This window comes from Chryseobacterium sp. 7, from assembly GCF_003663845.1.
Taxonomy (GTDB): domain Bacteria; phylum Bacteroidota; class Bacteroidia; order Flavobacteriales; family Weeksellaceae; genus Chryseobacterium.
In genome coordinates, this window is the sequence record NZ_RCCA01000001.1 from 2,119,507 (window position 1) to 2,133,478 (window position 13,972).

Genomic DNA, 13,972 nt, shown 5'->3' on the forward strand with positions numbered 1-13,972 from the left:
GAGGGATACCTTTTTTGAAACATCATTTTTCTTTACAAAAATCTTAAGTGAAATACTGATTACGAATATTATTAATGTTTTTCCAGTCTATATTAGAAATTTCCAGGGTTGGAATTGGTTTAATAATACACTTTTCTGACAGTAAATGGTGAAAATATCAATTCATGTCAAAATAGGATCAAAAGAAGCAACTGCATCAGGCGTGAAAAAACGGCTTGGAGTTCCCTCAAATACAATCTGGGTAAACGGTACAATAAAATATTGTTATGCGATAAATTTAAATTAAAAAACTCAAATATTGAATATTTTATTTAAAATAAAACATTATTGTGGAATTTATAATATTTATAAATGGTTTTATATTAATATTAAACATTTTATGCAAATAAAAAAGCTGCCCAAATAAGCAGCTTTGATTGAATTGTATTCTTTTTACTTTTTAATAAATTGTTTCGCAAATCCTCCGATTTGGATGACGTAGGTTCCGTTAGTCAGTTTATTAACATTTACGGTTCCGCTTTCCAGATTTCCTGTGCTTACAAGCCGGCCGGACATATCGTAGATTTTATATTCTTCATTGCTGGTATTGGTAAGAGTAAGAATACTCTTTACAGGATTCGGATACAGCTTTATTTCTGTGGATGATGAATTTCCACTTATAGATGTGTCGTCAGATGTTTTTACAGAAATATTGGCATTATTGATGTCAAAGAAAATATGATTGCTTCCTTTAACCATAATTCTTCCGGAATCTGTTAATGTATCAGGAATTGTAATAGCCTGTGAGCCGCTGTTAGGTACTCCGGCTAATAATGTGATCCATGTATTACCATTGTCTGTAGACCATAAGATATCTACATTAGCTGTATTGATACCGTTGGCTGTAGTTCCTGCTACATCCCATGTAACCGTCTGTGAGCTCCCCTGAACGTAAGAAACAGCATTGTTTTGTGAGGTTATCATAAAAGGTCCTGCGGCAGGGTTAACTGTTATTTGTGTATCATCAGAATTATTTCCGCCACCTCCGGCTTTGTTATCCCGAACGGTGAATCTGAAATTTAAAGTTCTGGCAGCAGAAGGGAGTGCTTCAACATCTATTTCTGTTCCTGAAGTTTTGAGAGCTCCTGCTAAAACAGAAGACATTACAGGGAAATATCTTACAGCAGAACTTGAAGGTTTCCATGATCTGAATATTGGGCCTGAAACCTTTGTGTCTTTGGCAGCAGAATTAGCTCCCGTTTCAGAAGAAGTTCCTTTATCCATTTGTTCCCATATATAAGTAAGCGGATCTCCATCTGCATCAGTTCCGGATCCGGTAAGCATAAAAGGTGTGCTTTTTGGAATAGTATAATCAAGTCCTGCATTTGCTGTAGGAACTGAATTTCCGGTAGGCGTATTAACAGAGCAGGTTTTTGTTTTAATATTATTAGTGATTTGGTCAATACTTAAGGCATGAAAAAAGGGATCAGAGTTGCTCTGAACATCATAATTGGTAATCCCTGCATATCCCATAATGGTAGATCCTGAACCTGGTTCTACAGGTTGTAGTCCGGGTTGAGGCTCATATGACCAGGTGTGGTTTCCACCGAACTGATGTCCCATTTCATGCGCCACAAAATCAATATCAAAAGTATCTCCTGAAGGATTGCCATTGGCTGGTGATGTATATCCGCTTCCTTTATAGCTGTTAGGATAAGTTACCCCCTGGTTTACAAAGGTTGACATGTCGTTATCGCAAATACACCCAATACATCCTGCATTCCCACCGCCGCCATCTCTTCCGAAAAGGTGGCCTATATCAAAATTATCATTCCCGATGGAGGTGCTCAGGTTATTCATAAGCTCCATATTCCAGTTGTTCATCTGTGAAGAGGGTGAATAAGGATCTGTATTTGCATCGGTATAGATAATATTGTCATTATTGGCAATCAGTGTCATTCTTGCTGCAAAATCGTTTTCGAAAATACCATTTACGCGGGTCATTGTATTGTTCATCGCGGCTAAAGCCTGGGCTTTTGTTCCTCCAAAATAAGAGGCATATTCTCCTGTACATGAAAGAGCAAGCCTGAACGTTCTTAATGTGGCATCATCTGCATTTTTATGAGTTAATGCATTTGAGTTTCCTTTTTGAGCAACATCTAGAACTTTACATTCAAGTTTATTTAAATTATCTTTACTGTCAGACTTTTTATAAATAATATAAGTAGAAAGATCTTTTGTATAAGGCTGAATAAAAACAGCTGATCTGTCGCCATAGATTTCCATGGAAGATAACCCTAAAGAAGAAATGCTGAAATAAATCTTTGAAGCATGATTTTCTATTCCTTCACCAATGTAAGACTTGATATCCGGATATTTAGCAGCCAGCTCCGGTTCAAAATTAGAATTTTCTGTTACCCTGAAATTTTCCATTTTTCCTGCTGAATTGGGAAAAGAGATGATGATTTCAGATTTCTGCGTTGATCTTTTGGGGGCTTTTGTCAATACATTTTTTAATTCGCTTATATTCAAATGATAAAGTTTGGGATTTTCAAAACGTGACATGTTTTCCAGAATCGGAGAGAATCCTCTTAATGAGGTTGAAGTCCATAAGCGATTTGTTTGTGCGAAAGAAATACCCGACAATGCGAGCATTCCCGTTATCAATAATTGTTTTTTCACGTCAAATGTATTTTCAACAAAAATAATAAAAAAAATACCCTTTAAGCATTTTAACTGCATGTTTTTTATCAGCTCTGCCTTTTAAACAAAAAGTGGATGATGTGAAAAATATTATATAAAATTTGATAAAAAGGAAAAACTGTTCTATGCAGAACAGTTTTTCACATCGTTTAATTTTAAAAAGTCTATTAGTTACTAATTTTTAATGAATCTCTTAGAGGATTTTCCAATTTGAATCATATAAGCGCCTTTTACAAGGTTACTTACATTCACAGAGCCTCTCTGAAGTTTTCCTGAGTCAATTAGTTTTCCACCCATATCGAAGATTTTATAATCTTCTGATGTCGTATTTGAAATGTAAAGTTGATCTCTCACTGGGTTTGGATAAAGCTTCACATCTGTGATCAGGTCTTTGGTGTTCTGAAGCTCTCCTTTTCCTGAAGAAACAATGTTAAGGGTATAATCTTCAACCTGACCATAAGTGAACGCTTCACATGAAGAAGTAGGGATAGAGCTATACTTCATCATTACTCTCATTCTTGTAGATCCAACAGTTGCAGTAGATGGAATAGTGATAGATCCTGTAACCGGGCTGGTCGTAGAACCTGCTTTTGTCCATGCTAATTCTCCGCTGTCTGTAAAGTCTCCGTCTCCGTTGTAATCAATATAAACTGCATATGCTTCGCTATATTTTGTAGACGTCCAGGTTGGAGTAATGGAAATGGTATAAGCATTTCCTCTTGTAACATTCGTAGAAACTGAAGTGAAGTTTTCATAACCTGCAGTTCCTGTAGATGTATTGTTAATAGATCCGAATGTTACGTTTCCGATTCTTTCATCAGCAGTGTTGGATGCTGAAGAAGAACAGTAAGAAACAGTTCCTCCTGAAAGCGTAGTCACGCTTACTGTATTGCTGGAAACAGAAGCATTTCCTGCGGCATCTTTTGCTTTAACAGAGAAAGAATACGTAGTCGCCGGGGAAAGTCCTGTTACAGTATAAGTAGAAGCAGCTGTAGAACCAATTAATGAAGCCCCTTGATATACATCATAGCCGGTAACTCCCACATTGTCTGTAGCGCCTGACCATGAAAGATTAGTTGTAGTAGCGGTAGTTCCTGAAGCAGCAAGGGTAGGAGCTGTAGGAGCCACCGTATCAGGAGTTCCTGAACCAGCATTTACAGAGATGTTGGCATTGTTAACATCGAAGAAAATGTGGTTTGATCCTTTTACCATAATTCTTCCTGTAGTGGTAGTAGAATTTGGAATGGTAACAGCTTGTGAACCGTCATTTGGGGTTCCTGCCAATAGAGTAGTCCATGTATTTCCGTTGTCTGTTGACCAAAGAATGTCCACATTAGCAGCGTTTACACCATTTGCAGTAGTTCCTGCTACGTTCCATGTAACGGTTTGAGAGCTTCCTCCTGCGTATGTTGTTGCTGAATTCTGCGAAGTTATGTTGAATGGTCCTGCAGTTCCGTTAACGGTGATTACAGCATCGTCAGAATTATTTCCTGAACCTCCTGCTTTGTTATCACGAACAGTAAATCTGAAGTTTAATGTTCTTGCCACTGAAGAAAGTGCTTCTACTGTGATTTCAGAACCTGCTGTAGTGGTTGCTCCAGTTAAAACAGAAGCCATTCTTGGGAAATATCTTACAGGTGCAGTGGTAGGAGTCCATGACCTGAAGTTAGGCCCTGAAGCTTTTGTAGCACTTGCTGCTGAACTTGCTCCTGTTTGGGAAGAAGAAGCATTGTCCATTTGTTCCCAGATGTAGGTTAGAGAGTCTCCGTCTGCATCTGTTCCTGTTCCTGTCAGTACAAATGGAGTCCCTTTTGGAATGGTATAGTCTAAGCCTGCATTGGCTGTAGGAATTGAGTTTCCTGTATTGGTATTAACAGAGCAGGTTTTAGCTTTAATGTTGTTAGTGATCTGCTGAATGCTTATCGCATGGAAGAATGCATCAGAGTGAGGCTGAATATCCTGGCTGGTAATTCCTGCATATCCCATGATGGTTGATCCGGATCCAGGTTCCATGTTAGCACCTGTTCCTTCATTGTTCATAGAGAATGTGTGATTTCCTCCAAACTGGTGTCCCATTTCATGAGCTACATAGTCGATATCAAAATTATCTCCTGATGGAATAGCGTCTGCGGGAGAAGTGTATCCGCTTCCTTTTGATCCGTTGGTACAGATACAGCCAATACATCCTGCATTTCCGCCACCTCCTGATGCTCCGAACAAGTGTCCGATGTCATAATTAGCTTCGCCAATTACAGAAGTTAAAGTACTTTGTAGCTGAGAATTCCAGCTGCTCATTCCTGAAGCTGCAGAATAAGGATCTGTAGAAGCATTGGTGTAGATGACAGCATCATTGTTGGCGATCAAAACCATTCTTGCTGCGAAATCTTTTTCAAAAACACCGTTTACACGGGTCATTGTGGTATTCATTGCAGCTAAAGCCTGTGCTTTTGTGCCTCCGAAATAAGTGGTGTATTCTCCGGTACAAGATAGTGCCAGTCTGAATGTTCTTAGTTTGGCATCATCAGCGTTAGGTCTTGCGGCAAGAGCAGAGTTGGAAACTCCTTTCTGTGCAGCATCTACTACTGTACATTCAAACTTGTTAAGATCATCTTTTTTATCAGATTTTCTGTACACTACATAAGAAGAAAGATCTTTAGTGTAGGGCTCGATGAAAACTGCAGATTTATCACCGTAAATTTCCATGGATGACAGTCCTAGTGGAGAAACACTGAAATAGACTGTGGAATTAGGATCATCCAGACCTTGTCCTACATAGGATTTAATGTCCGGATATTTTGCTGCCAACTCAGGGGCAAAATTGGAATTCTCCCTCACTTTAAAATTTTCCATTCTGCCTTCAGAATTTGGAAAAGAGATGATGAGTTCTGATTTTTCGCCTGCAGCCAGTCTTTTGGGAGCTTTTGCCAGAACATTCTTCAATCCGTTGATATCCAGGTTGTATACCTTTGGATTGCTGATGCCGGTTTTGTTTTCAAAAATCTCTGATGAAGTTTTTCTGGAACCTTCAGACCAAAGACGGTCAGTCTGTGCGAAAGAAATACCCGAAATCAGGAGCATTCCAATCAGCGTTAATTGTTTTTTCATATTAAATATTAAATTTGATTGTGGAATATCAAAGCTAATAAAAAATATGTTATGAAAAAGAAAATTTTTTAAGATTATTTTGGATTGTTTATGTAATGTATTATGTGATGCATTGAATATAATTGAAAAAGCCTTTTGATAAAAGAAAAATGACACATACCGAAGTATATGTCATTCTTGTGGGTTTGATATAATATTTATCTGTTACATATTATCATCAGCAGTAGGGCCGTAAAGTCCCGGAACTTTATTTCCGGTTGATCTTAAATAGACAACCAGTTCTCCTCTGTGATGGTACAGGTGATTATAAAGAAAAGCTCTTACCACCTGAACTTTTGGCATAGGAGGGAAAAGTACATTACCGTTCATTTCCATTTTCCATTCGTTAAAATAAGCGTTTTCGTCAGAGTTTTCAATAACTTTCTGAGCTTTCGCTACATTTTCTTCAAACTTGGCAACAATATTTTCTGCTTTGGAAATATCTCCTTTGTCATACTGATACGTACCCATATCAAAAACATCCTGATTGAAAGTGGATTCATACCAGTTGTAAACTTCTGCAATATGTGAAGCCAGCTGACCTGTAGTCCAGTTTTTCTCAGACGGTTTCCAGTCTAGGGCGCTGTCGGGAATTGCTTTTAAAATTTTTCTTGTATTTTCTGCTTCATGCAGAAATTCACCTAATAAGGCTTGTTTAATCATTTGTATATGTTTTTAAAATTAAGGTTATTTTGTAATATCTCTTCCAATAACCAGTCTCTGGATTTCAGAAGTACCTTCACCAATCGTACAAAGTTTAGAATCTCTGTAGAACTTTTCAGCAGGGAAGTCTTTTGTGTATCCGTATCCTCCAAAGATCTGAACTGCATTATTGGAAATTCTCACACAAGCTTCAGAAGCGTAAAGCTTAGCCATAGCTCCTTCTTTTGTCATTTTCTGTTTTGCATTTTTCAGGGTAGAAGCTCTTTGAATAAGAAGTTCAGCAGCATCAATTTCTGTTGCCATATCTGCTAACATAAAGTTGATTGCCTGGAAATCAGCAATTGGTTTTCCGAACTGATGTCTTTCTTTTGCATATTTTAAGGCTGCTTTATAAGCTCCTTTTGCAGTACCTAAACTTAGGGCAGCAATAGAAATTCTACCACCGTCCAATACTTTCATAGCCTGCTTGAAGCCTTCTCCTACTTCTCCTAAACGGTGAGAATCCGGTACACGTACATTATCAAAGATAAGTTCCGCAGTTTCGGAAGCACGCATTCCTAACTTATTTTCTTTTTTTCCTGAAGTAAATCCAGGCATTCCTTTTTCTAAAACAAAAGCTGTAGAATTATTTTTAGCACCTATTTCTCCGGTTCTTGTCATGACTACGGCAATATCTCCTGAAATGGCGTGAGTGATAAAGTTTTTAGCTCCGTTGATGATCCATTCGTCACCATCTTTTACAGCAGTAGTAGACATTCCTCCAGAATCTGAACCTGTATTGTGCTCTGTAAGCCCCCAAGCTCCGATTACTTTTCCGGAAGCCAGCTGAGGAAGCCATTTATGTCTCTGTTCTTCATTTCCGAATTCATAGATATGATTGGTACAAAGAGAGTTGTGTGCTGCCACAGAAAGACCGATAGATGGGTCTACCTGAGAGATCTCATCCAAAATAGTAACATACTCATGATAACCTAAACCGGAACCTCCATATTGTTCAGGAACAACAATCCCCATGAACCCCATCTCACCTAACTGGTGGAATAAGTCTTTTGGAAAAGTCTGGCTTTCATCCCATTCCATAATGTTCGGTCTGATGTTCTTTTCTGCAAATTCTCTAGCCGTCTCCGCTATCATTTTGATGTTGTCAATAGTCTCTGTATTCATATAATAATAGTTAGTTCCCAAAGATAACCAAATTGATGGAATGCTAAAACAAATTATTTTATTCGTACCATTTAAAGAGTAATTCGTTTAATTTTCAATTTTTTATATTTTGAGAATTAATACTTTCTTAATAAAACTTTCAGTCTTTTGCATTTTTTATTTCACTATTTTAGTCCCCCAATTTTTAAGGCATGAAAAAAATTCTATTTCCTATTATTTTAATTTCCTCTTATTTTTCTGCGCAGGCACCTGCCGGATATTATAACGGAACAGCCGGATTGACGGGGTATGCCCTGAAATCTAAACTTCACGATATTATTTCGGAAAAAATGATCAACTGGCATTATGACGACCTTAAAGCGTATTATGGCCAGACTGATCTTGATAGATATTATGATCACGATGCTTCCAATACCCAATATTTGCTGGATATTTATTCTGAAATCCCTTCAGGGCCGGATGCTTATGAGTATACGGTAGATCAGATGACAGGTACAGCAGGTGCGGAAGGGCTGGGGTACAACAGGGAGCATATGATGCCGCAGAGTACCTTCAGTACAAGCTCGTCAATCAGTGATTATCCAATGTATTCGGATCTTAATTTTATTATTCCGGCGGATGCGAGGATTAATCAACTAAGAAATAATTACCCTTACGGAATAGGGAACAGCACCAATCATTATATTTTCAGCAACACTTCAAGGATGTCTAACGCAGCTATTCCAAATTATCCTTACACAGGAAGGGTTTATGAGCCTATTAATGAGTTTAAAGGTGATATTGCAAGAACTTTGCTGTATTTTGCAGTAAGATACGAAGGAAAACTGGGCTCGTTTAATACGGCTTACAGCACATCGGCAAACATTACACCTGCTACCGATCAGTGTCCGCTTGACGGAACGGAAGAGAGAGCTGTTGATCTTCCTTATATTGCTATGCTTAAGCAGTGGAGTGCCGCAGATCCGGTTTCACAAAGAGAAATTGACAGAAACAATGCGATCTATACTATACAAAAAAACAGGAATCCGTTTATTGATCATCCTGAATGGATTGATATGATCTGGTCTGAAACTCCGGACAGTGTGGCTCCTGCAGCTCCCGGGTCATTGGTTTCATCACAACAGAATGCCTATTTCGTTAATTTGAACTGGACGGCTTCTCCTGATGCTGATGTTTTGGGATACAGGATTTATATGAATGGTTCAACAACACCTGTTGCTGTTACAAAGGGAACTTCTATAAGTATTGATCACCTGAGCCCTTCAACTTCTTATACTTTTACCGTAAAAGCTTTTGATAAAGGATATCTGGAATCTCCTTTCAGCAACACGGTCATAGCTTCTACGATAGCTTCGGATTCTTATGCACCGGATCTTATGATTACCAAATATATTTCGGGAACCAATACAGATTTTATTAAGAATAATGCGCTGGAAATTGTTAATAAAACAGGACATGAGGTTAATTTAAATAATTACAGAATCAATATCCAGTTTAGAAATAACAGTTCAGGAGCTTACTATAGCGGAGATACCTATGAACTGGAGGGTAAAGTAGGAAATAATGAAACGTTTGTTATTTTGAATCCAAAAGGTACTTTGTCATGTTATACCGCCGGGCAGGCAAAATTTGCGACGGCTTCTGATCCTATGATGTATGCGGGCGGGAACTATGTAGAACTTGCTTATAATAAGACCGTGACTGTAGATGCAATCGGAGCAAAATTTACAACCAATAGTAACGGAAATGTATCTTTATATAGAAAGAGTACAATCAATCAGCCCAACAGTACATTTAGTATGAGTGAATGGGATTCTTATCCTTCCAACTACTGCCAGAATCTGGGTGGAACATTATCTACAACGGAGCTGATTGCTGATAACAAAGAATTTATAATTTATCCAAATCCTGTTTATGACAATCTTTATGTAAACGGAGAAACAGAAAATGTGAAAACAGCTCAGATTATAGACCTTTCCGGAAAAGTGATCTACACGGAGAAAGATCCTTTCAGAAATAAAAAAGCATTTCTGTACAGGGAATTCCGACAGGGTTGTATTTCTTAAAGCTTGATGAGAAAGCTCATCAGTTTATTAAAAAGTAATCTTACCTTGACGGATTTTTAAACTTGTCAAGATTATTTTCACGAAGATTTAACGAGTCAAACCTAACAAGTTTTTAAAACCTGTTAGGTTTATTTTTATAGGGTGTAGAAATGATTCAAGAGATTGCCTCGCTTTATTCTCAATGATTGTTTTAGCCCTGATAGAAGCGGTTACCCCACAGCAAGCGGTTGGATCAGGATGAAAGCGATGGAGCGAGGAGTATGAGCGGATAGCAGGAATAAGCTTCTTCATTAAAAATAAAGAGAAAATGTGGAGTTAAGGTAAATGTAATGAAAGAATATTTGTCAATTTTTTACTTTTTTATAGTTTTTGGTAAAGCCTTAAAAACCTTATATTTACTGCATAATTGATATAAGCTGATTCGCTAATAATCAATATCTATAAGTGTTTCTGCTTATATCTTTTATATATAAGTAATTATGCTTATATTTGCAGTATGATAGCGGTCATTACCGGTGATATTATAAATTCACAGCATGCGGATACTGAAGTTTGGATTACCAGACTTAAACATCTTCTCGAAAAATGGGGAAGCGCTCCCGGCACATGGGAAATCTACAGAGGAGATGAGTTTCAGTTCAAATGCAAGATTGATGACGTTTTCTGGCGTTTTCTAGCCATAAAATCTCTTATTAAAAGTCAGGAAAATTTGGATGTAAGGATGGCCATAGGTATAGGTGAAGAAAGTTTCTCTTCTGAGAAAATAACGGAATCTAACGGCACAGCTTACGTCAATTCCGGAAGACTTCTTAATGATCTTAAGAACGACGGGCATACCGTTGCCATTAAAACATCCAGCGATTCTGTAGACAGAGACCTTAATATCCTATTGAAATGGTCGTCCAAAGATTTTGATAACTGGACGATGGCTACTTCAGAGATTATTCATGAAATGATCATGAATCAGGATATCACACAGGAAGATCTTGCTAAGAGATTTGCTATTTCACAGTCTTCTGTAAGCCAGAGGCTGAAACGAGCCAACTATGAGCTCATCGTGGAAACCAATCAGTATTTCAGAAAGAAAATCTCAGAACTATAGGCATGATCTTCATCAAACTCATATTGGCACATCTACTTGGAGATTTTATACTTCAGCCAAATTCATGGGTTGCAGATAAGGAGAACTATAAACTGAAAAGTAAGTTTTTATACATTCATATTCTGATTCATACGGTTTTAAGTCTTATTTTTCTTTGGGACCTTCAGCTTTGGTGGGTAGCTGTTTTAGTGGGAATCACTCACTTTATTATTGATGCGGCAAAACTTACATTTCAAAATGTAAAGACTAAAAAAAGATTGTTTTTCATAGATCAGTTGCTGCATGTTCTGGTGATTGGCGGAGTGTCATTTTATTTCCAGGAATTCAGCTTCGGATTTTTACAGGATCAGGAATTTTTAAAAATAATTATGGCTGCATTGTTTTTGACAACGCCTGCTTCTATTTTTATCAAAATCTTATTGTCATCATGGACGCCCGCTCCGGATGGCCCCAACACTATTCAAACCGAATCTTTATCAAGTGCCGGAAAATATATCGGAATTTTAGAACGTCTGCTGGTCTTCACTTTTATTATGGTGAATCATTGGGAAGGCGTAGGTTTCATGGTGGCTGCCAAATCTGTTTTCAGATTCAGTGACCTTGCACAGGCAAAACAGAGAAAGCTTACAGAATATGTATTAATTGGTACACTGCTGAGTTTTGGACTGGCTGTCTTAACAGGAATAATAATAAAATAAATCAATAAATCTAACTACAATTTAGAAAGTAAAATTATGAGTCAAAAGAAAGAAATGTTGTACGAGGGGAAAGCAAAACAGGTATTTGCTACCGATAATCCTGATGAAGTAGTAGTACGTTTCAAAGACGATGCTACAGCATTTAACGCTCAAAAAAGAGGTCAGGTAGATCTTAAAGGGGAAATGAATAATGCCATTACAACCCTTATTTTTGAATACTTAAATGAGAAAGGGATCAAAACTCATTTCATCAAGAAATTAGACGAAAGAGAGCAGCTGGTAAGAAAAGTATCTATCATTCCTTTGGAAATGGTAGTAAGAAACTATTCTGCCGGAAGTATGGCGCAAAGATTAGGAGTGGAAGAAGGAATAAAATCTCCGGTAACCATTTTTGATATCTGCTACAAAAAAGATGAGTTGGGAGATCCGCTTATCAATGATCACCATGCCGTTTTCTTAGGAGCAGCTACTTACGAAGAGCTTGACGAAATGTATGAGCTATCTTCAGACATCAATGATATCCTTATCGACCTGTTTGACAAAATTAATATCATCCTGGTAGATTTCAAAATCGAATTAGGTAAAACTTCAGACGGAGAAATCATTCTTGCAGACGAAATCTCTCCTGATACCTGCAGACTTTGGGATAAAGATACCATGAAGAAATTAGATAAAGACAGATTCAGAAGAGACTTAGGAGAAGTTACAGAAGCTTATGTTGAAATCTATAATCGTCTTAAAAATCTTTTACAGAAATAAGACTTCAGATACTAGATTTCAGATATCAGATGCTGGTACTGAAAATACTTTGTTAGTTAAAACAAAATTAAAGTTTGAAGTTAGCTTTTAGTCTGAAATCTGAAATCTGACTTCTAAGATCTACAATTAGAAAAAATAGAAATGAAAAGTTTAGACATTCATAAAAGTGAATATTTAAAACAGTTTGAAACCCAGACTTACGGAAGGAATCTTTTCAGAACTCAGGAAGAGGAAAGATTAGATGCTCCTAATGAAGAATGTGGGATCTTCGGATTGTATTCGGATAGTGATCTGGATACTTTCTCGCTTTCACAGTTCGGGCTTTTTGCATTACAGCACAGAGGTCAGGAAGCTTGTGGTATTTCCGTTCTAAAAGAAGGAAGGATCACCAATATGAAAGACGAAGGACTGGTTTTGGATGTTTATAAAGACATTCAGGAACCTGAAACTTTTATGGGAAATTCTGCAATTGGGCATACCCGTTATACCACTGCAGGAGATAAAAAGAAATATAACTTCCAGCCATTTTTCGCGAAAAACGAATATGACCAGATTATACTTTCTATAGCACACAACGGTAACCTTACCAATGCCAAAGAATTAAAAGCAGAATTAGAAGCTGAAGGCGTAGTATTCAGAGCAACTTCCGATTCTGAAGTAATCCTGAGACTGATTCAGAAAAACCTTGATTTAGGTCTTCGTGGAGCTATCAAAGCAACCATGGAAAAGATCGAAGGAGCTTATTCTGTGGTGGGGATGACCAGAAATAAATTCTTTGCATTCAGAGACTTCAACGGAATCCGTCCATTGGTTTTAGGAGCTATCGACGAAAGATCTTACGTAGTGGCTTCAGAATCTGTAGCACTGGATGCTGTAGGCGCTCAGTATGTACGTGATATCCTTCCTGGTGAGATCATTTATACCAATGAAAACGAACCTGGGAAACTTCATTCTTATATGATGGATGAGGCGAAAGGAAAGCAGAGAATCTGTTCTTTTGAATACATTTATTTTGCAAGACCTGACTCTACATTAGAAAACATCAATGTATATGAGATCAGAGAAAAATCTGGTGAGAAAATCTGGGAGCAGGCTCCTGTAGAAGCAGATTTGGTAATTGGAGTTCCTGATTCCGGAGTTCCCGCTGCTATTGGTTTCTCAAAAGCTTCAGGAATACCTTTCCGTCCTGTGTTGATCAAAAACAGATATATCGGAAGAAGTTTCATCGTTCCTACACAGGAAATGAGAGAAAGGGTAGTAAACCTTAAGCTGAACCCGATCATCTCTGAGATGAAAGATAAAAAAGTAGTAATCATTGATGATTCTATCGTTCGTGGAACAACATCTAAAAGGCTGGTTAAAATCCTAAAAGATGCAGGCGTAAAAGAGATCCACTTCAGAAGTGTTTCTCCACCCATTATTGCCCCATGTTATTTAGGAATTGATACTCCCTCTAAAGATGATCTGATCTCCGCCAACATGTCTACAGAAGAACTTAAAAACTATCTGGGTGTTGATTCCCTGGAGTTTTTAAGCATAGACAACCTGAAAGTGATTTTAGGATCAGCTAATCACTGTTTCGGATGTTTCACAGAAGAATATCCTGTAGGAAAAGGAGAGGAGGTAGATTTATTCAACTAATCTCTTTACTGAAATAGCAAAAATAAAAAGAGCCGGGCTTATAGTCCGGTTCT

The 13,972-nt window shown here is 37.6% G+C and carries 9 protein-coding genes; 5 read left to right on the forward strand and 4 right to left on the reverse strand.

All coding sequences use genetic code 11. From position 1 onward, the window contains the following. Positions 1 to 432: 432 nt before the first annotated feature. The 4 genes from CLU97_RS09740 to CLU97_RS09755 form a co-directional block, all read right to left on the reverse strand. The gene (locus tag CLU97_RS09740) at positions 433 to 2,661 is read right to left on the reverse strand and encodes a zinc-dependent metalloprotease (protein WP_228437615.1); all 2,229 of its coding nucleotides are present in this window, start codon (positions 2,659 to 2,661) and stop codon (positions 433 to 435) included. A gap of 195 nt (positions 2,662 to 2,856) precedes the next feature. Then, entirely contained in the window at positions 2,857 to 5,787 is a 2,931-nt protein-coding gene (locus CLU97_RS09745; protein WP_121487752.1) for a reprolysin-like metallopeptidase, read from the reverse strand. A 204-nt stretch (positions 5,788 to 5,991) separates the two neighbouring features. Beyond that, on the reverse strand, positions 5,992 to 6,489 hold the full coding sequence (locus tag CLU97_RS09750) for a DinB family protein (RefSeq protein WP_121487753.1): 498 nt from the start codon (positions 6,487 to 6,489) through the stop codon (positions 5,992 to 5,994). 24 nt (positions 6,490 to 6,513) lie between these two features. Then, positions 6,514 to 7,653, reverse strand: coding sequence for an acyl-CoA dehydrogenase family protein (locus tag CLU97_RS09755; protein ID WP_121487754.1), 1,140 nt, complete (start codon positions 7,651 to 7,653; stop codon positions 6,514 to 6,516). 191 nt (positions 7,654 to 7,844) lie between these two features. Here CLU97_RS09755 and CLU97_RS09760 point away from each other — a divergent pair, with 191 nt between their 5' ends. The 5 genes from CLU97_RS09760 to purF all read left to right on the forward strand — a co-directional run bounded on the left by CLU97_RS09760 (position 7,845) and on the right by purF (position 13,919). Continuing rightward, positions 7,845 to 9,719 carry an endonuclease gene (locus CLU97_RS09760; protein ID WP_228437617.1) on the forward strand — a complete coding sequence of 625 codons (1,875 nt, stop codon included), beginning with the start codon at positions 7,845 to 7,847 and terminating at the stop codon, positions 9,717 to 9,719. A 496-nt stretch (positions 9,720 to 10,215) separates the two neighbouring features. Then, positions 10,216 to 10,821 carry a SatD family protein gene (locus CLU97_RS09765; protein WP_121487755.1) on the forward strand — a complete coding sequence of 202 codons (606 nt, stop codon included), beginning with the start codon at positions 10,216 to 10,218 and terminating at the stop codon, positions 10,819 to 10,821. A 2-nt stretch (positions 10,822 to 10,823) separates the two neighbouring features. Beyond that, positions 10,824 to 11,519, forward strand: a complete 696-nt coding sequence (locus CLU97_RS09770; protein ID WP_121487756.1) for a DUF3307 domain-containing protein — start codon at positions 10,824 to 10,826, stop codon at positions 11,517 to 11,519. 36 nt (positions 11,520 to 11,555) lie between these two features. Next, complete coding sequence (purC, locus tag CLU97_RS09775) at positions 11,556 to 12,278, forward strand: phosphoribosylaminoimidazolesuccinocarboxamide synthase (protein ID WP_110008841.1); 723 nt, start codon at positions 11,556 to 11,558, stop codon at positions 12,276 to 12,278. A 141-nt stretch (positions 12,279 to 12,419) separates the two neighbouring features. After that, a complete protein-coding gene (purF, locus tag CLU97_RS09780) occupies positions 12,420 to 13,919 on the forward strand; it encodes an amidophosphoribosyltransferase (protein WP_121487757.1) in 1,500 nt (499 codons plus the stop codon). Positions 13,920 to 13,972: the final 53 nt, after the last annotated feature.